The 17,544-nt window shown below is 65.0% G+C and carries 17 protein-coding genes; 9 read left to right on the top strand and 8 right to left on the bottom strand.

Annotated features, from left to right (window positions below; genetic code table 11):
* Positions 1-133: 133 nt before the first annotated feature.
* A complete protein-coding gene (locus METLW3_RS0117115; protein WP_024881060.1) occupies positions 134-328 on the top strand; it encodes a hypothetical protein in 195 nt (64 codons plus the stop codon).
* A 124-nt stretch (positions 329-452) separates the two neighbouring features.
* Here the strand turns inward: METLW3_RS0117115 and METLW3_RS0117110 are convergent, their stop codons facing one another.
* Positions 453-1,070 carry an FMN-dependent NADH-azoreductase gene (locus METLW3_RS0117110; protein ID WP_024881059.1) on the bottom strand — a complete coding sequence of 206 codons (618 nt, stop codon included), beginning with the start codon at positions 1,068-1,070 and terminating at the stop codon, positions 453-455.
* A 77-nt stretch (positions 1,071-1,147) separates the two neighbouring features.
* Between METLW3_RS0117110 and METLW3_RS0117105 the strand changes: the two genes are divergently transcribed.
* From METLW3_RS0117105 to METLW3_RS0117095, 3 genes are all read left to right on the top strand, one after another.
* Positions 1,148-1,558, top strand: coding sequence for a helix-turn-helix domain-containing protein (locus METLW3_RS0117105; RefSeq protein ID WP_024881058.1), 411 nt, complete (start codon positions 1,148-1,150; stop codon positions 1,556-1,558).
* 86 nt (positions 1,559-1,644) lie between these two features.
* Positions 1,645-3,930: a membrane protein gene (locus tag METLW3_RS0117100; protein WP_024881057.1), complete on the top strand. Its 2,286-nt coding sequence runs from the start codon at positions 1,645-1,647 to the stop codon at positions 3,928-3,930.
* 31 nt (positions 3,931-3,961) lie between these two features.
* Positions 3,962-5,584, top strand: coding sequence for a cyclic peptide export ABC transporter (locus METLW3_RS0117095; protein ID WP_024881056.1), 1,623 nt, complete (start codon positions 3,962-3,964; stop codon positions 5,582-5,584).
* Positions 5,585-5,590: 6 nt separating this feature from the next.
* Here METLW3_RS0117095 and hemH read toward each other — a convergent pair whose 3' ends face one another.
* The 4 genes from hemH to METLW3_RS0117075 form a co-directional block, all read right to left on the bottom strand.
* Positions 5,591-6,586: a ferrochelatase gene (gene hemH, locus METLW3_RS0117090; protein WP_024881055.1), complete on the bottom strand. Its 996-nt coding sequence runs from the start codon at positions 6,584-6,586 to the stop codon at positions 5,591-5,593.
* Positions 6,583-7,392, bottom strand: coding sequence for a 3-methyl-2-oxobutanoate hydroxymethyltransferase (panB, locus tag METLW3_RS0117085; protein WP_024881054.1), 810 nt, complete (start codon positions 7,390-7,392; stop codon positions 6,583-6,585). The genes hemH and panB overlap by 4 nt, the downstream gene beginning before the upstream one ends.
* Positions 7,393-7,459: 67 nt before the next feature.
* Positions 7,460-7,585 (bottom strand): hypothetical protein, encoded by a 126-nt coding sequence (locus METLW3_RS29300; RefSeq protein ID WP_280949434.1) that lies wholly within the window; start codon positions 7,583-7,585, stop codon positions 7,460-7,462.
* Positions 7,586-7,656: 71 nt separating this feature from the next.
* On the bottom strand, positions 7,657-8,235 hold the full coding sequence (locus tag METLW3_RS0117075) for a L,D-transpeptidase (protein ID WP_198022777.1): 579 nt from the start codon (positions 8,233-8,235) through the stop codon (positions 7,657-7,659).
* A 184-nt stretch (positions 8,236-8,419) separates the two neighbouring features.
* Here METLW3_RS0117075 and METLW3_RS0117070 point away from each other — a divergent pair, with 184 nt between their 5' ends.
* From METLW3_RS0117070 to METLW3_RS0117050, 5 genes are all read left to right on the top strand, one after another.
* On the top strand, positions 8,420-9,634 hold the full coding sequence (locus METLW3_RS0117070; protein WP_024881052.1) for an alpha/beta hydrolase: 1,215 nt from the start codon (positions 8,420-8,422) through the stop codon (positions 9,632-9,634).
* A gap of 216 nt (positions 9,635-9,850) precedes the next feature.
* Positions 9,851-10,297: a 30S ribosomal protein S6 gene (rpsF, locus tag METLW3_RS0117065; protein ID WP_024881051.1), complete on the top strand. Its 447-nt coding sequence runs from the start codon at positions 9,851-9,853 to the stop codon at positions 10,295-10,297.
* A complete protein-coding gene (gene rpsR, locus METLW3_RS0117060) occupies positions 10,297-10,533 on the top strand; it encodes a 30S ribosomal protein S18 (RefSeq protein WP_018266677.1) in 237 nt (78 codons plus the stop codon). The genes rpsF and rpsR overlap by 1 nt, the downstream gene beginning before the upstream one ends.
* Positions 10,534-10,695: 162 nt before the next feature.
* The gene (locus tag METLW3_RS0117055) at positions 10,696-11,364 is read left to right on the top strand and encodes a hypothetical protein (protein WP_024881050.1); all 669 of its coding nucleotides are present in this window, start codon (positions 10,696-10,698) and stop codon (positions 11,362-11,364) included.
* A gap of 203 nt (positions 11,365-11,567) precedes the next feature.
* Positions 11,568-12,638, top strand: a complete 1,071-nt coding sequence (locus METLW3_RS0117050) for an ATP-binding protein (protein WP_024881049.1) — start codon at positions 11,568-11,570, stop codon at positions 12,636-12,638.
* Here METLW3_RS0117050 and METLW3_RS0117045 read toward each other — a convergent pair whose 3' ends face one another.
* The 3 genes from METLW3_RS0117045 to METLW3_RS0117030 form a co-directional block, all read right to left on the bottom strand.
* A complete protein-coding gene (locus METLW3_RS0117045; protein WP_024881048.1) occupies positions 12,639-13,505 on the bottom strand; it encodes an ATP-binding protein in 867 nt (288 codons plus the stop codon).
* Between the two features lie 312 nt (positions 13,506-13,817).
* Positions 13,818-16,364 carry a TonB-dependent siderophore receptor gene (locus METLW3_RS0117035; RefSeq protein ID WP_024881046.1) on the bottom strand — a complete coding sequence of 849 codons (2,547 nt, stop codon included), beginning with the start codon at positions 16,362-16,364 and terminating at the stop codon, positions 13,818-13,820.
* 160 nt (positions 16,365-16,524) lie between these two features.
* Complete coding sequence (locus METLW3_RS0117030; RefSeq protein ID WP_024881045.1) at positions 16,525-17,472, bottom strand: FecR family protein; 948 nt, start codon at positions 17,470-17,472, stop codon at positions 16,525-16,527.
* Positions 17,473-17,544: the final 72 nt, after the last annotated feature.

Genomic DNA, 17,544 nt, shown 5'->3' with positions numbered 1-17,544 from the left:
GCGAAAGCCGCGCCGGGCGAAAGGCCTGTCACTCCCCCGTCAAGAGACTCACACGAGAGCATTACACGCGCCTGCTAGGAGAGGAGCCGTGATGCGGCGTCCGAGGGCTTACTCTTCTCGAGGAGAAGCGCAAATGGCCGACAATATCGCGGAAAAGTCCGGCGAGGCCGGCAAGAAGGACAATAACACTGGCAAGCTGATCGTCGGCGGCATAGCCGCGGTCATCGGCGGGGTGGTGGGCTATGGCCTGTTGGGCGGCCCGGCCATCCTCGCCAGCGCAGTGGTTTTCGGTCTCATCGGAGCAGCGCTGGGCTCCGTGTTCGACTGAACGCGTCAGTCGTGTGTGGCGTCGCGAGTCGCCGCCCTTCGGGCGGTTGTGCGGAATTCTAGGACGTAGTCATTTCCCCTTCAGGTCGCGGCCCCACGTTCGCCCGTGGGGCCGTTTTTTTGTTTCAGGCGGCCGCCAGCGCGGCGATATCACGGCGGGCGGAGGCCAGCGCCTCCTCCTTCTGCGCCGGGCCGAGGCCGACGCCCTCGGCGCGGACGAAGGCGAAATCGGTGACGCCGAGATTGCCGAAGGTCGTGCGCAGATAGGCCTCCTGATGATCCTGCGCCGAAAGCGTCGCATTGCCCGCATAGAGGCTGCCGCGCGTCGAGACGACGATGACGCGCTTGCCGGTCACGAGGCCCCGAAGTCCGTCGGCCGTATAGGCGAAGGTCTTGCCCGGCACGACGAGATGGTCGATCCAGCCGCGCAATTGCGTGGGAATGGAGAAATTATACATTGGCGCGCCGATGACGACGATATCGGCGGCGAGAAATTCCTCCAGAATCGTGCGGGCGGTGGAAAGCTCGGCCCGCAGCGCCGCATCCTCCGGCTCCGAGCCGGCTCCGCGAGCAAAAAAAAGCGCGCTGGAGAGCATTGGCGGCGCCGCGGCGGCGACGTCGCGATAGACGACCTCGAGACCGGGACGATCGCCGCGCAGCTTCGCCACCAGCTCGGCGGTGAGCCGGCGGCTCAGCGATTTCTCTCCCATAATGCTCGAATCGATCTGCAAAAGGCGGGTCATCCGGCTCGCTCCTGGTATCAAAGGGTAACTTAGGCTAGGTTGCCCCCTGTCGCTGCGACGCGCAAGGAGGCACATTTTTGGAACGGGGTCACATTCATGTTCCTGCCCAATGCGGGCGCATTGCGGCCATTCTGTCACGCATCGGCGACAAATGGACTGTGCTGGTCGTCGAATCGCTCGGGAACGGGCCTTTGCGGTTCAACGAGCTGCGGCGTCGCATCGGCGGCATTTCGCAGCGCATGCTGACGCTGACGCTGCGCGCGGCCGAGCGCGACGGCTTCGTGACGCGCACCGTCTATCCCATAATTCCGCCCCGCGTCGATTATGAGCTGACGCCGCTCGGCCGCTCCTTGCGCGAGCCGCTGCATAGGCTGGGCGATTGGGCGCTCGAGAATGTCGAGACCATCGAGGAATCGCGGCGCCGTTTCGATGGCGAGGCGGAAAAGCAGGCCGCGGCGCCACGGCCGCAGCGCGCCGTCGGCGCGTGAGCGCGCCAGCGCGGCCTTCTCCTTTGCGCTTTTGAAAAAATCATGCGCAATGCAGCGCGAATGAGATTCGTCGGAGTGAGCCGAGAGTGACCGAGCGTCCGCAGACCAATGTTTCCTATGGCGCCGCTGCGCTCGTCTTTCTGGCGGCGGCGGTGGTGCTCGCTTTTCCGTGGCTGTCCGGCCGCGTCACCGTCCCCTGGGACGCCAAGGCGCATTTCCAGCCGCAATTCGCTTTTCTCGCCCATGCGCTGCATTCTGGCCAATCGCCCTTCTGGACGCCCAATGTCTTTACCGGCTCGCCGCAGCTGGCCGATCCGCAATCGCTGATCTTCTCGCCCTTTTTCCTCCTCGCGGCCTGGCTCGTTCCCGAGCCCAGTTTCGCGCTCGAGGACGGCATCGTCTTCTCGATGCTGGCGATGGGCGGGCTCGCCTTCATCGCCTATTTCCGCGACCGCAAATTCTCGGCGGAAGGCGCGCTGCTCTGCGCGCTGGCTTTCGCCTTCGGCGGCTCGGCCGCCTGGCGCATTCAGCATACGGGGCAGGTGATGAGCCTCGCCTGGTTCCCGGTGACGCTCTTTCTGCTCGCGCGCGCGCTCGATCGCCGCTCGGCGCAATGGGGCGCCTATGCCGGCGTGGCGGCGGCCTTTCTCGTGCTCGGCCGCGATCAGGTCGCCTTTCTCGAAGTGCTCATCCTCTCGGCCTACGCCGTCTTCCGCGTCTTTTCCGACGACGCGAAGATTTCCACCGCCGTCGCGCCGCTCGCGGCCGGCGCGGCCTGCGGCGTCGCCATCATCATCGTTCCGCTGTTGCTGACGATGGAGCTGGCGTCGCAATCCAATCGGCCGGCCATCGATCTCGAAGGCGCCTTGCGCGGCTCGCTGCATCCGGCGGCGCTGCTCACTTTCGTCTCGGCCAATCTCTTCGGCACGGATGGTCCGCTCGCGAATTTCTGGGGTCCGCCGGCGCTCGTCTTCGGCTCGCCGGATCTCTTTCTCGCGCGCAACATGTGCGACGTCTACATTGGCGCGCTGCCGCTGCTCTCGCTCATCGCTCTGACGCGTCACGGCCTGCCGTCCAATCGCGAGATCAGCTTCTTTTCCGCCGCGGCGCTGGCGCTGCTGCTCTATGCGCTCGGCCGCTTCACGCCGGCCTTTGCGCTGATGTTCCATATACCGGGCGTCGATCTCTTCCGCCGCCCGGCGGACGCGACCTTCCCGCTCTGCGCAGTGCTCGCCATTCTCGCCGGCTTCGGCCTCAATGTCGTCGCCAATGCGCCGAGCAGACCGCCCTTGCGCTATCTCGCGGCGGCGCTGGGCGTGCTGTTCGCGCTCGCCATTGCGCTCGCCTGGAGCAAGGATCATCTCGCGGCGGCGCTCCTGCCGCTCGCCGAGAGCGCCGGCTTCGTGGCGCTGGCCTTTCTCGTCATCGCCTTCGCGCCGTGGCTCGCCGCGCGCCGCTATGCGCTGCTCGCCGCCGTCGGCGCGACGATGACGCTCGATCTCGCCGTCAACAATGGCCCGAATGAATCGACGGCGCTGCCGCCGCAGAATTTCGACGTGCTGCGCGCCGACACGCAAAACGACACGATCGCTCTGCTGCGGGCGCGTCTCGCCGCGACGGCGGCGCCGGATCGGCGCGACCGCGCCGAGCTCGCGGGCATAGATTTCCACTGGCCCAACGCCTCGCTCGTGCATGGCTTCGATCAGGAGTTCGGCTACAACCCGGTGCGCCTGCGCCTGCTCGAGGATGCGACCGGCGTCGGCGATCATCTCGCGCTTCCCGATCAGCGCGTCTTCTCCAAGCTCTATCCCTCCTATCGCTCGACGCTCGCCGATCTCATCGGGCTGCGCTTCATCGCGACCGGCGTGCCGATCGAGGAGATCGACAAGAGTTTGAAGCCCGGCGATCTCGAATTCATCGCGCGCACCAAGGACGCCTATGTCTATGAGAATAAGCGCGCGCTGCCGCGTGTGCTGCTCGCGACCTGCGCCACGCGCGTCGATTTCGCGCAAATGATCGAGGATGGCGTCTGGCCCGATCTCGATTATCGCGCCAGCGTTCTGCTGCAGGAGCCGCCCGTCTGCCGCCATTCGCGGCCGGAGGAGGGCGAGGCGAGCGGCGCGCGCATCCGTTCTTACGGCAATACGGAGGTGGTCATCGACGCCGACGTTCCGCGCGGCGGCGGCTATGTGGTGCTGAACGATATTTTCCATCCGTCCTGGACGGCGGAAATCGACGGCGAGCCGGCGGAAATTCTCCGCGCCAATGTGATGTTCCGCGCCGTCGCCGTGTCGCAGGGCAAGCATGAGGTGCGTTTCGTCTATCGGCCCTTCGACGAGCTGTGGCGGCGGCTGACGGGGCGGACGCAGTGATTTTATTCCATTCATTTCAACGAGGCCATAGATGCGGAACAGGTCTCTTCTGCGCGCGTCCGCTCGTCTGCTCGCGCCCTATAAAAGGCAGGCATTCGCCGCGGCGCTGACGGGAGGCGCAGCGAGCCTCGCGACAGTCGGTGTTCTCGCCATGATCGAGCGCGCCCTCGGCAATGGCCTCGCCGCCGCCGAGATCGCGATTTTCGCCGGGCTCTGCGCGACGATTCTCGCAGGCGAAATCGTCGCGAACCGCTCGAACAGCGAGGTCGTCCAGGGCGCTGTCGCCGATCTTCGCAAGGAGCTGGTCGACAAGATTCTCTGCGCGCCGGTGGCGGCGCTCGAGCGCTTGCAGCGGCATCGCATCGTCACCGCGCTCAATCACGACGTCGATGAAATCTGCGAGTTCGTGCGCGGACTTCCCTTTCTATTCGTGTCCGTGCTCACCGCGCTCGGCTGCGCGGCCTATCTCGTTTTTCTGTCCTGGCGCCTCGCGCTGGTCGCCGTCGCCTTCGCCGGCCTGCCGATCTATCTCATGCGGCGCGCCCTTTCGAGCGGCTTCGAGCTATTCGACGCCGAAAGACGCGCGCGCGACGAGCTGCAGAAGGATTACGACGCGCTGATCGAGGGCGCGAAGGAGCTGCGCCTCAATCGCGTGCGGCGCGCGGCGTTCCGCAATGATCGGCTGTTTGCGCGGATCGAGCGCATACGCGATTTGACGACGCGCAATTTCGTGATTTTCTCCACCGTCGAGGCGATCGACACGACGTCTATCTTCATCGTCATCGGCGCGCTGACCGCCGCGCAATCGGCGCTGGGGGAAGCGCCCGCCACGACAGGGACGTTCATCGTCGCGCTTCTCTATATGCGCGCGCCCGTCACTGCGATGATCGCCACTGTCCCGATGTTCGGCCGCGCCGCGACGTCGTTTCGCCGTGTCGTCGATCTCTCCGAGAGCTTCACGACGGCGGAGCCGCTGCTCGTCGAAAGCGCAGCGCAGCCGCCTTCGCCGTTCTTCGGCTCGGTGGAGTTGCGCGGCGTGACCTTCCAATATTCGCAGGCGGAGAATGTCGCCGGCTTCACGCTCGGGCCGGCGGATTTTCACATTCGCCCCGGCGAGATCGTGTTCATCGTCGGCGAGAATGGCGGCGGCAAGACCACGCTGCTCAAGCTCATTCTCGGCGTCTATCCGCCGACGAGCGGCGAAATCCTCGTCGATGGCCGGCCGGTCTCCGACGCCGAGCGCGACGATTATCGTCAGCTCTTCTCCGCCGTTTTCTTCGATTATTTCCTTTTCGACGATGTGAGCGTCTCGCAGGAGTCGGCCGCCGCGGCGCAGGATTATCTCGCGCTCATGGAGATTTCGGAAAAGACTGCGATCGAGAATGGCGTCTATACCACCACGGCGCTCTCCGCCGGACGGCGCAAGCGTCTCGCGCTCGTGTCCGCCTTCGCCGAGGGGCGGCCGGTGATGGTCTTCGACGAATGGGCGGCGGAGCAGGACCCGGCGTTTCGCCGCGCTTTCTATCGCGAGATTCTTCCCGATCTGAAGCGGCGCGGCAAGACGCTCGTCGTCATCTCCCATGACGATCGCTATTTCGACGCCGCCGACCGCATCGTCACGATCAGCGGCGGAAAGATTTCGGCAGAAGCCTGAGGCTGCTCACGAGTCCAGCCAGCCGGCGAGCTCTCGTCGCGCGATCGTCTCTAGCGCGCGCAATCCATCCTCGCTGTCGTTGAGGCAATCGAGCCGCGCGAATTTTTCGCCGCCGGCTGTCAAATAAGAATGACGCAGCTCGACGCCGATCTCCTCGAGCGTCTCCAGGCAATCGGAGACGAAGCCCGGCGTCAGCACGGCGACGCGTTTCACGCCGCTCTGCGCCAGCTCCTGCAGCACATTCGCCGTATAGGGGCCGATCCATTGCGCGCGGCCGAAGCGCGATTGAAAAGCGAGACGCAGACGCTCCGGCGACATGCCGAGCGCCGCGCGCAAAGCGTCGAGCGTCGCCTCGCAATGGCGGCGATAGGGATCGCCGCGGTCGATCTGCGCCTGCGGCAGGCCGTGGAAAGACGCGACCAGAACATCCGGCGTAAAATCCAGCGCGGCGAGTTGCGCGCGCGTCGAGGCGGCGAGCGCTTTTATATAGGCGGGATCGTCATAGAAGGGCGGGACGATGCGCAATGTCGGCTGCTCGCGCAATAGCGCCAGCGCGCGCGCCGCATCGTCGAAGACGGAGGCCGTCGTCGAGGCCGCATATTGCGGATAGAGCGGAAACAGAAGAATGCGCTCGCAGCCCTTTGCGCGCAGCGCGTCGATCTTCTCGCCGATGGAAGGCCCGGCGTAGCGCATGGCGAAATCGACGATGACGCCCGTATCCGTGAAGCGCGCGCCGAGCTTTTCCGCCTGTGCGCGCGTGATCGTCTTCAGCGGGCCTTCGTCACGTTCATTGTTCCAGACGGAGCGATAGGCGCGCGCGGAGCGGCGCGGCCGAAAGGTGAGCACGAAGCTCTCGAGAATGGGACGCCACAGCACGGGCGGCAGATCGACGACGCGGCGATCCGACAGAAACTCGCGCAAATAGCGGCGCACCGACCAATAATCGGCGCCCTTCGGCGTGCCGAGATTGACGAGCAGAAGGCCTATTCGAGACGCGCTCATGCGATGATCTTTTCCAAGGCCGCGAGTTCCGCCGCCTCCATTGAGAAACCATTTTCCTCGGCCGGAAAGCGCCCCTCGCGCACATCGCGCGCGTAAGAGGCGACCGCCGCGCGCAGCGCGGCGCCCAGCTCCGCATAGCGGCGATTATGCTTGAAGTCGCGGGTTCCCAGCGCGGCGAGATCATGCACGACCAGCACTTGCGCGTCGCAATCGGCGCCGGCGCCGATTCCGATCGTCGGCGCGCGCAGACGCTCTGTGATCTTCGCCGCGAGCTCGCGCGGGATGAGCTCGAGAACGAGAAAATCGGCGCCCGCAGCATCTAGCGCCAGCGCGTCGGCGAGGAGCTTGGCCGCGGCTTCGGCGGTTTTGCCCTGGCGGCGCTTGCCCTCTTGATGCTGCGACTCGAGCCCGATGTGGCAGCACACCTCATATCCCTCGCGCTTCAGCGCGCGCACGATTTCCGGCCGCGCGCCTTCGAATTTCACGCAATCGGCGCCGGCCTGCGCGAGCCGCGCAGCGCTGGCGAGAGCCTGCGCCTCGCTGTCATAGGTGGCGTAGGGGAGGTCGCCGATGAGATAGACGCCCGGCGCGCCGCGGCGCACGGCGGCGATGTGATGCGCCATATCGTCCAGCGTCACCTCGCGCTCGCTGGCATAGCCCAGCACATTGGTGCCGACGCTGTCGCCCACCATGACGATATCGACGCCCGCCTCCACCTCGAGTCGGGCGGTCGGCGCGTCATAGGCGGTCAGCACGACGAATTTCTCGCCGCGCTTCTTCATCTCGACGAAATGGCCAGCCGCCATCTGCGCTCACCTTTCCCGATCCGCGTCAGGGCGCTCTATAGAGCAAAGGCGGCCGCAGAAAAAGCGTTCAGCGCGCGCAGGCCTGCGGCGGCAGCGGCAGGCGTATGTCCTGCAGCTCGTGGGTGCATTTGTCGCAACCCGCGAGCAGCGCATAGGCGACGATGAGACCCGCCAGAATGCAGAGCTTGCGCATGATCCTCTTCCTCGAAACTCCGCCGCCGTGAATAGGGCTGCGCGGTTGATAGCTCGAGAAGGGCGCCCCTGTCATTTCAGCACGACCACGCGGGTTCCGACCTTCACCCGATCATAGAGATCGGCGACGTCGCGATTGGTCATGCGGATGCAGCCGGAGGAGACGGCCTCGCCGATCGTCTCGCCCTCATTGGAGCCGTGGATGCGATAATCGCTGGAGCCGAGATAGAGCGCTCTCGCGCCGAGCGGATTGTCCTGGCCGCCCGCCATATAGCGGGGCAGGTCCGGCCGGCGCTTCAGCATGGCGGCGGGCGGGCGCCAATCGGGCCATTCCTTCTTGGCGGTGATCGTCTTCACGCCGGACCAGGTGAAGCCCTCGCGGCCGACGCCGACGCCATATTCGATCGCCCGCGTGGGGCCGAGCACATAATAGAGCCGCCGCTCCTTGGTGGAGACGACGATCGTGCCCTTCTTATATTGCGGATGGCTCCAGGCCACCTCCTGGCTCGGGATCGACTGCAGGCGGAAATTATTGACGAAATCCGCGACTGGGCCGCGATCGAGAAAATTGGCCGCCTGCGCGCTCCCCGAAAGGACGAGGCCGAATGCGATAGCGCCCGCGCAGCGCGCCCAGCTCGAGATCATGCCCATTGCTCTCCGTTCCGTTTACGTCCGCGTCGTTTCTCGGGAGCAAATGCGGCCGAAATGGGATGACGACGCCGACGGCGCATTTTCGGCGACGGATGCGATTTGGAAAATATTGCGGTCTATAGATCACTTGCGCCGCTCGGCGCGCCGACGGCTTATCTACCCCCGAAACCGAAAAGGCTCCCTCATGCCGATCACTCTTCGTGTGCTGATCCTAATCTCGGCGCTGCTCTTCGGCGCGGCCGCGCAGGCGGCGCCCGCCTCGCGAAATGCGCCGGTCGAAGTCTCTTCCGGCGTGAAATACGAGCTCGTGGCGCGCTGGGACGCACATCGGCTGAACCAGATAATGGAGACCGACACGCCGAAATTCGCGGGCGTCAAAGTGGACTACACGCCGGCGCGCAATGGCGTGAGGCTCTATAGAATCACTTATTCCTCCGTCATACCGGAGAAGGGCAACGCCCCGACCGTCGCCTCCGGCCTGCTCGCCGTGCCGGACACGAAGGAGACCTCGTTTCCCATGGTCTCCTACCAGCATGGCACGGTCTATGGGCGCCACGAGGTGCCCTCCTTCGCCGAGGAATCTCCCGAGACGCAGCTGATGATCGCGCAATTCGCCGGGCAGGGCTATGCCGTGATCGGCGCCGATTATTTCGGCCTCGGCGTCTCGCGGGAGCCCGAGGGCTATATGGTGAAGGCCAGCCATCAGCAGGCCTGCTACGATCTGCTGGTCGCCAGCCATGCCGTGCTCGACCATTTGAAGCTGAAGAGCGACAAGCTTTTCCTCTCGGGCTGGTCGCAAGGCGGCTTCGTCACCATGGCCTTTCTGGAGAAGCTCGAGAGCGCGGGCGTCGCCGTGCGCGGGGCGGCCACCGCCAGCGCGCCGCTGGATCTCTACGCCGCCATGGAGGGCTTTCTCGACTTTCCGCGGCCGAACGACGCCGTCTGGCTGAACAGCATCTTCATCCTGTCGGCCTTTTCCTACGAGAACTACTATGGCGTTCCGGGCCTCGCCCGCTCGCTCTTCGCCGAGGAGCACTACGACATCGCCAAAAAGGCCTATGATCGCCAGCCGATCGATGCGGCCGCCGTGCCGACCGATCTGCGCAAGCTCATCAAGCCGGATTATTTCGATCCGCATTATTTCGCCAATTCGGCCTTCGGCCGGCTCATTGCGGCGACGCAGGCCTATCGCTGGGTGATAAAATCGCCGGTTCGCAACTATTACGGCGAGGCGGACGAGGCGATCACCCAGGGCGTTGGCCGCATGGCGATGACCTATGCGCAGGCTTTCGGCTCCGGCAATAAGGTCGTCGAGGCCGTCTCCACCGGGCCGACGACGCATCGCGGCACTTTCGCGACCGCGGTCCCGCAATGGAAGGCCTGGTTCGACGGCCGCTGAGCGCGGCCCTTGCATCCTGCGCCCACGCCGCTATAAAGCGCGCTTCGCGACGCTTCCGGCCGGGGGCTGAACGGAAGGCCTTTGGCTCCGCCACAGGCAGGGTTCGCCCGTCTTCCAGTGTCTCCGCCTTCGAACTTCCCGATCGAGCCTTTCCTTTGAAGGCTCGAAGGGCTCTGCGCCGAGAGCGGGCTCGCGACGATGAGGAAAGGCAAGAGAATGGCTCTCTACGAGCATATCTATCTTGCGCGCCAGGACGTTTCGCCCCAGCAGGTGGAAGCGCTGACGACGCAGTTCAAGGGCATCATCGCCTCGCTCGGCGGCAAGGTGACGAAGACCGAATATTGGGGCGTCAAGTCCCTCGCCTATCGGATCAAGAAGAACCGCAAGGCGCATTTCACCCTTCTCAACATCGACGCCCCGCCGGCGGCCCTCGCCGAGGTCGAGCGTCAGCAGGGCCTGAGCGAGGACGTTCTGCGCTTTCTCACTCTGCGCGTCGATGCGCTGGAGGAGGGCCCCTCCGCCCAGCTGCGCAAGCGTGACGACGACGACCGTGGCGACCGCCGCGGCCCCGGCGGTCCGCGCCCCGACCGTGGCGATAGAGGCGACCGTGGCGACCGCCGCCCGCGCCGTGACGAACCCCGCGCCGAAGGAGAGACTTTCTGATGAGCGCCGCAGCCCGCCGCCCCTTCTTCCGCCGCCGCAAGTCCTGCCCCTTCTCCGGCGCCAACGCCCCGAAGATCGACTATAAGGACACGCGCCTGCTCTCGCGCTACATCTCCGAGCGCGGCAAGATCGTGCCCTCGCGCATCACGGCCGTCTCGGCCAAGAAGCAGCGCGAATTGGCCCAGGCCATCAAGCGCGCCCGCTTCCTCGGCCTTCTGCCCTACGTGATCCGCTGAGGCTTCGGGCCTTTCGGCCCGTCCGCTGGAATTTCACGGCCGCGCGATGAGCGCGGCCGTTTTTTTGTCTCGGTGATACGCGTCCAGCTTCATGGAAAAGCCATTTTATCTGCCGAAATTCCTAGTCGCATATTTTCATGTTCTATCTTTCGAAGGTTCGTCATGTGCGAGATCGACAAGCGCTATCCGGTATTCGGGCTGCATTTTCGGCGTTACGCGCCTTTCGCCAAATTCGGCCGGGCCAATCCCCTGACGATGGGCTTCGGCTACTTCGCCGGAGACGACCGGGGCGTCTCCACCTCATTGAAGGACACTTCTCGGACCTATGCGGCCGTGATGTTCAACAAGTCTGGCGTCGTGCATCAATTTGCCGGCTCCAGCGGCACTGAGTTCCATCCCGCCATAGGCTCCGTCATCAAAGGCATGGCCGTTGTGAAGAGCAACCTCGTGCGGACAAAGCTGGAAGGGCCGAGTTTGTTCGAATTTCGCGCGAGCACAGCGGGAGGCAATCCGCTCGTTCCCGGCGCTCCAGACATAGACACCTTCATCGACGCACGGATCGATTTCGGCATGGCGAAGCGGCTGCGCGTCAGCGGCCACGTCTATGGCGACGATTTTCCCAATCTCGAAGTGTTCCTCATTTGCTATCGCACCGGCCGAACCGCTCTGCTGGTCGATGGTCAGACCGAGGGCGGGCGCAACACCGGCCCTATGGGACATCTGTTGGGCGATGGCGCGGATAATCTGCTCGCCGTTTTTCGCGGCGATTTGCCGCTCGACGACGAAGGGCGGCTGGCGCGCTCATCCACTGTGGAGCCGAAGACAATCTGAGAGTTTCTAACAATTGAATCGAACTATCATAGAATTCGACGAAAGCTGCATTTCCTCGAAAGCAATGAGGTCTCAATTTCTTCTTTACCTCGGCGGCGCCACGGGCCAATATCCCTCTCGGGAGACTGCATCCGGCGAGACGAGAGCTCGACAATGCGCGCGGAGAAACCGCAGCGCGGCCGGAGGCGACCAGAGGAGGGTGAATGTCGGAGGCCGCGACGGCCGACGATTGGCGTCGCCTCGTGTTCGACGAGACAGTCGCGGGCCTCGTGCTCGTCGACCAACGCGGCGCGATCATCGGCGCCAATCCCTGCGCGCGGCGCATGTTCGGCTTCGGCGCGGAGGCGGAGATCATCGGCCTGCCGCTCGCCCGCCTTCTGCCGCAGGCGTCGCCAGTGGTCGTAGGCTCTGGCCTCGGCCTGCAGGGCGTCCGCCGCGACGGCGCGCGTTTTCCGGTCGGTGCGCGCTTCTCCGCCATTGCGCGCGACGGCGAACCCCTCGTTCTGGCGACGATCGTCGATCTGTACGAGACGAACGCCGAGGAGGCCGCGCTCGTCGCTCATGCGGAGGAGCTGGAGCGCCTCAATGAGCGTCTGGCGCGTTTCGCCTTCGTCGCCTCGCAGGATCTTCAGGAGCCGCTGCGCAAGATCGCCGTCTTCGGCGATCTGATGGAGGAGGCGATCCGGCGCGGCGATACTGACGAGATCGCCCGCGCCAATGAGGTGATGCGTTTTTCGGCGCTGCGCGCGCGCGCGCTGGTGCAGGATCTTCTGTCCTTCTCGCGCATCGTGAACGACGAGCTGGAGCTCGCCTCGCTCGATCTGCGCGACGCCATCGCGCTTTCGCTGGCGGCCTTGTCGCCGACGATCGCCGAGACCGAGGCGCGGGTGGAGATCGATCTGCCTGAAGTCTCCATCACGGCCGACGCCACGCAATTTCAGCGGCTGGTGCAGAATATTCTCGCCAACGCCATCAAATATAGAAAGCCCGGCCGACCGGCGGCGGTCGATATAAAGGGCTTTTGCGACGAGAGCTCGCTCCGCCTCGCCATCGCCGACGACGGCATCGGCTTCGAGGCGCAATATGCGCAGAAGATATTCGAGCCGCTGAAGCAATTGCACAGCAAGGTCGATTATCCGGGCTCGGGCGTCGGCCTCGCCATCTGCAAGGCGATCGCCGATCGCCATGGCTGGCGCCTCAGCGTCGAGGCGGAGCCCGGCGTCGGCGCGACCTTCTTCATCGTGCTGCCGATCCGCGACGCGCAGGCGCGCTGATCAGCCGTCGAGCCGCTTGCCCAGCCGCCCGGCGAGGTCCTGCACATATTGCCACGCCACGCGGCCGGAGCGCGCGCCGCGGGTGATCGACCATTCGAGCGCCTCGCGCTCGATCGTCTCCTGCGGCGCGTCGAGCCCGTGATGGCGCGCATAGCCGAAAACCATGGCGAGATATTCCGCCTGGCTGCAATTGTGGAAGCCGAGCCAGAGGCCGAAACGGTCGGAGAGCGAGACCTTCTCCTCCACCGCCTCGCCGGGATTGATCGCCGAGGAGCGCTCATTCTCCATCATGTCGCGCGGCAGCAGATGCCGCCGGTTGGAGGTGGCGTAGAACAGCGCATTGCGCGGCCGTCCCTCGACGCCGCCCTCGAGCGCGGACTTCAGCGATTTGTAGCTCGTCTCCGCCGCGTCGAAGGAGAGATCGTCGCAAAAGAGCAGAAAGCCGAACGGCTTTTCGCGCAAGGTGGAGAGCAGCATGGGCAGGCTCTCTATGTCCTCGCGATGAATCTCGATGAGCTTCAGCGGCCGCACGCATTCCTTTTCGCGCGCGATCGTCGCATGCGCCGCCTTGACGAGCGAGGATTTGCCCATGCCGCGCGCGCCCCATAGCAGCGCATTATTGGCCGGCAGCCCGCGCGCGAAGCGGCGCGTGTTGTCGAGCAGTTGATCGCGTTGCCGCTCGACGCCCTCGAGCAGCGAGAGATCGACGCGATTGATCTCCGCGACGGGCGAGAATTCGCTGCGCGCGGCGCGCCAGACGAAGGCCTCGGCGCCGGAAAAATCCACCGCGCGCGGCGGCGGCGGGGCGAGCCGCTCGAGCGCTGTGGCGATGCGCTCGAGCAGAGCGAGCTTGGTTTCTTCCGACATGAGGGCTCCTCGCTGCGGCGCGAATGGCGCGGGCGAGGGGCTTATAGCAGAGGATGCGGATGCGCGCTCGTCGTCACGCTATCCGCGCGGGCATGCGGCGGCGCGTCATCGCTCGGCCTCCGGCAAGCGTCCCGAGTTCGAGCGGCGCCGCGCCCGGCCGCGGCTTTGCGAAGAGCTGCTGCGCGAAGATATGCTCCAACGCGGTGTTGAAGGCCTGTGAGTCCGACGATGACGAGGAGGACGTCATCAGCAGCCCTGCCCAGCTATCCAGCCACTGGCTTTGTGCGGCGCGCGGCCGGGCAGGGCGCGCGCTCAGAACTCCGCGCGCAGCGAGCCGAGGATAGTCCGCGGCGCGCCATAGAGGCGGTAGCCTAATCCCATTCCCGAGGCGGTCGGGTCGAGAGCCGTTTCCGCATAATAAGTCGTGTCCAGGAGATTGGAGACATTCACCTGCGCCGTGAGCTTCAGTCCGGAAAACGTGAAGCTATAGGCCGCCATCAGATTGATCGTGGCGTAAGCGGGATTGGACATCTGCAAGCCGAGGCCCGACAAATCATAAATCGGCTGCCGGTCGCGATAGATGGCTCCGCCGCCGATCTTCAGCCCTTTCAGCATTTCGGTCTGGAACTCATAGGTCGACCAGAGGCTCGCCATATTTCTCGGATCGCGTCCGAACCGTTGGCCGATCTGGGCCGGATTTTCGTCCTTGGTGGTGCGCACCTCTTGATTGGTGTAGGTCGCGATCATGCTCCAGCCGGGCAAAATCTCGCCCTGAATGTCGACTTCCACTCCCTTGCTGCGCACCTCGCCGGTCAAGACCACGAAGCCGAGACCCGGATGCGCATAATCGGTCGAGGGGACATTGGTCTTGGCGAGATTGAAGTAATCGGCGGTCGCCCGCAGCCTCCCGTCGAACCATTCGAGCTTGACGCCGGCCTCGAATTCCTGCGCTTTGCTCGGGGCCGCCGGCGTTCCGGGGAAGATCCGGCCGGCGCCCGCGCCGAAGCCGTCGGCGTAATGGCCATAGACGCTGACCCATTGTTCCGGCCGCCACAACAGACCGAAGCGCGGCGTCACGGCTTCGGCCGTCGTCACCTTGTCGCTCGGCGTCAATGCGTCGGCGGTCAGGCCGGACGCGCTCTTTTGCTGGATATATTGATATCTCGCGCCCGCCAGGATCGAGAAATCATACGGCAGCTTGATTTGATCCTGAAGATAAAAGCCCGCCGTGTCCTGCAGATTGGAGACCGCGCCGGAAGGGACCGGGGCGGCGAGAAACGGCGTGCCGGGATGGACTGGATTGAAGAGGTCGATTTCCGAGAACGACGTGAAGTTGATGAAGTTCTGGCTTCCGGTGCTGGACCTGTAGAAGTCGCCGCCGAGTAGCAAAGTGTGCTTCGCTCCGAAAGTGTCGAAATGTCCGACGACATCGACATTGGTCGAAAAAGCGGTTTGCTGTCTGGCGGATTCTCCGCTGTATCGCTCGACGAGATATCTGGTTCCGGTATCTTGGACGAAGGCGGGCAGTCGGAAGGAGCTAGCGTCTTCCGCGCGCTTAAAGGCGATCTGCTGCTTGATCGACCAGTCGTTGTCGAATTGGTGTGACCAGGTGAGCGCCGAAAAGAAGGTTTTCAGCGTGTCTGGAGAATGCTCGCTATAATTTCGATTGCGCGGCAACGACAAGAACTGCCCGTTGAATGCAGGAGTGGAGCCGAAAGTGATCGCGCTGCGATTTTCATCATATTGGACTTCGAGCTTCACAGACGTCGCCGCATCGATGTTCCATTTGAGCGTCGGCGCGATGAAAATATCCTGGCCGTGAATGAGCTCGATCGGTGAGCCGAATGGCGCGCCATTGTTCTGGTAGGACATGTTCAGCCGATAGAGCCAGTCCCCGTCTTTGGTGACGGGTCCGGTTGCATCGATGGTGGTGCGGTAATTGGCGAAAGAGCCGATCTGCTGGTCGATCGAATAATAGGGCGCGTTCAGCGGCTCTTTGGTGACGATATTGACGACGCCGCCGGGCTCGAGCAGCCCGTAGAGCGTGGCTCCGGGACCCTTGAGCACCTCTATGCTCGAGATATTGGCGAGCTGGATCGTGGAGATGCCGTCGATTCCGCTGCCGTTGGGGCCCATGCGGAACCCGTTGCGGAAATAAACGTCACTGGCGAAACCGCGCAAATTGATGTCGCCGTAGGGCGTGCCGCCGCCGAAAGCGCCGCCGCCGCCGACCGCCACGCCGCTGACATTCTGCAGTGCTTGCTCGATAGTGATCGCCTGCTGATCTCGCAGCACCTGCTGGGTCACCGATTGAATGTTCAGCGGCGTCTCCATCACCGGCGTGTCGGTCTTGGTGCCCGTCGAGGCGTTCGGCAGCACATAGCTCTTGTTGTAGGGGTCCTGTCCGGCGCCGGCGCCGCCATAGGCGCGACCCCGTCGCTCCGCCGGCGCCCTCGCCTCCGCCCCCACGTCGATCGGCGGCAGCGCCTCCGCGCCGACAGCGTCGCTGCGCACGCCATCGTTCTGCGCCAGCACGATCAGCACGGATTTTCCGTCCGCCGCCACCTCGTAATTCAGCCCCGAGCCCGACAGCAGCTTTTCCAGCGCCGCATTCAGCGTATGCGTTCCCTCGAGCCCGCGCGTCGTCAGCGTTCGCGTCAGCGTCGTGTCATAGACGATCAGCACGCCGCTCGTATCGGCGAGCCGCGTCAGCGCCGTCGACATGCGGCCAGCGGGGATGGAATAGGCGCGGACGATCTCGACGATTTCTTTGTCGGGAATTTGCGCATGCGCGCGGGCGTCGTCGGCGCCGCCGATCGCCAATGCGCCCAACACTGTGGCCAGCGCCGTTGCGCCCATGATCGCACTCCCGGCGTCGCCGCCGCGCCGCCTCGAAACCCGTCTCGCCATCGGCGCCCCCTCGCATCTTTTCGGGGGCTCGAACGTCCCCTCACCGAGTTGGACGCGGCTCGGCGTCCGGCGAGGAGGTCGCTCGATGAAGTTTTTTGCGCGGCTCCTCTCAGCCTCCGATCAGCGTGACGAAGCCCAGGGAGACGGCGCGAAGTCCGAGCGATTTTTGAATCGCGCGCAGCGCCGCCTCTGGATCGCGGGTCTCGAAGACGCCGGTCACGCGCCGCCCGCGCAGGCTAGGGTCGACGAGCGCCACATATCCGCGGCGATAGCGAGAGAGAGTCGCCAGCACCTCGGCGAGCGGCTTGTCGTCGAAGATGAGCTTGCCGCGCCGCCATGCCGTCACCTGATCCATATCGACCGGATAGGGCGAAACCGCCGCCACGCCCGGCGCGAAGGCGCTCTGCGCGCCTTGCTCGACGATGACGCTCGGGCCGGCGCCCGACAGCCGCACGCGATGCTCGGTCACCGTGACTTCGGTGCGTGCGCCCTGGATCGAGACGTCGAAGGCGGTGCCGAGCGCGGTCGCCGTTCCCGCCGGAGTGGCGACCGAAAAGGGCCGGGCGGAGTCGGGCGCCACGGCGAACCAGGCCTCGCCCCGGAGCAGCGTCACGCGCCGCTCGCCGCCGGCGAAATTCGTCTCCAAAGCGGAATCGGGGCCGAGCTCCACGCGCGAGCCGTCCTCGAGGACGAGGCTGCGCAGCTCGCCGGTTCCGGTGAGATGGCCGGCGCGCCAGCGGATCGCCAATTCGTCATAGGAGAACGCGAGGGCCAGAGCGAGGCCGGCCAGCGCTGCGCCGATGCGCAACCGCGTGAGATGGGGCGGGCTGGACGCGTGGGCCGCCGGCTGGAGGCGCGGGCGCAGGATTTCCAGATCGCCCCACAGGCCGCAGATATCGTCGAAGGCGGCCTTGTTGTCGGCGTCGGCGGTCAGCCAGGCGGCGAAGGCCTCGCGCTCCGCCGGCGTCGAGGCGCCCGAGTCGAGCCGCATCCACCAGGCGATGGCGGCGCGCCGTCGCTCCAATTCCGCTTCGCTGGGGGCGTGGTCCGCGCTCATGGTCTCCGCAGAGGGCTCGAGAACAAGGCTCTCATAGGGTAGGACGCGCCCGACATGCAAAAGGGGAGGTCG

Source organism: Methylosinus sp. LW3 (genome assembly GCF_000527115.1).
In the GTDB taxonomy this organism is placed as follows: domain Bacteria; phylum Pseudomonadota; class Alphaproteobacteria; order Rhizobiales; family Beijerinckiaceae; genus Methylosinus.
Note: the sequence above shows the minus strand (reverse complement) of the source record. Positions and strands in the feature narration are given on the sequence as shown.

Bases quoted from the DNA above. Each gene is read 5' to 3' on its own strand.
- METLW3_RS0117115 (WP_024881060.1), top strand. From the start codon at position 134: ATGGCCGACAATATCGCGGAAAAGTCCGGCGAGGCCGGCAAGAAGGAC.
- METLW3_RS0117110 (WP_024881059.1), bottom strand. From the start codon at position 1,070: ATGACCCGCCTTTTGCAGATCGATTCGAGCATTATGGGAGAGAAATCG.
- METLW3_RS0117095 (WP_024881056.1), top strand. From the start codon at position 3,962: ATGCGGAACAGGTCTCTTCTGCGCGCGTCCGCTCGTCTGCTCGCGCCC.
- hemH (WP_024881055.1), bottom strand. From the start codon at position 6,586: ATGAGCGCGTCTCGAATAGGCCTTCTGCTCGTCAATCTCGGCACGCCG.
- panB (WP_024881054.1), bottom strand. From the start codon at position 7,392: ATGGCGGCTGGCCATTTCGTCGAGATGAAGAAGCGCGGCGAGAAATTC.
- METLW3_RS29300 (WP_280949434.1), bottom strand. From the start codon at position 7,585: ATGCGCAAGCTCTGCATTCTGGCGGGTCTCATCGTCGCCTATGCGCTG.
- METLW3_RS0117075 (WP_198022777.1), bottom strand. From the start codon at position 8,235: ATGGGCATGATCTCGAGCTGGGCGCGCTGCGCGGGCGCTATCGCATTC.
- METLW3_RS0117070 (WP_024881052.1), top strand. From the start codon at position 8,420: ATGCCGATCACTCTTCGTGTGCTGATCCTAATCTCGGCGCTGCTCTTC.
- rpsF (WP_024881051.1), top strand. From the start codon at position 9,851: ATGGCTCTCTACGAGCATATCTATCTTGCGCGCCAGGACGTTTCGCCC.
- rpsR (WP_018266677.1), top strand. From the start codon at position 10,297: ATGAGCGCCGCAGCCCGCCGCCCCTTCTTCCGCCGCCGCAAGTCCTGC.
- METLW3_RS0117055 (WP_024881050.1), top strand. From the start codon at position 10,696: ATGTGCGAGATCGACAAGCGCTATCCGGTATTCGGGCTGCATTTTCGG.
- METLW3_RS0117050 (WP_024881049.1), top strand. From the start codon at position 11,568: ATGTCGGAGGCCGCGACGGCCGACGATTGGCGTCGCCTCGTGTTCGAC.
- METLW3_RS0117045 (WP_024881048.1), bottom strand. From the start codon at position 13,505: ATGTCGGAAGAAACCAAGCTCGCTCTGCTCGAGCGCATCGCCACAGCG.
- METLW3_RS0117035 (WP_024881046.1), bottom strand. From the start codon at position 16,364: ATGGGCGCAACGGCGCTGGCCACAGTGTTGGGCGCATTGGCGATCGGC.
- METLW3_RS0117030 (WP_024881045.1), bottom strand. From the start codon at position 17,472: ATGAGCGCGGACCACGCCCCCAGCGAAGCGGAATTGGAGCGACGGCGC.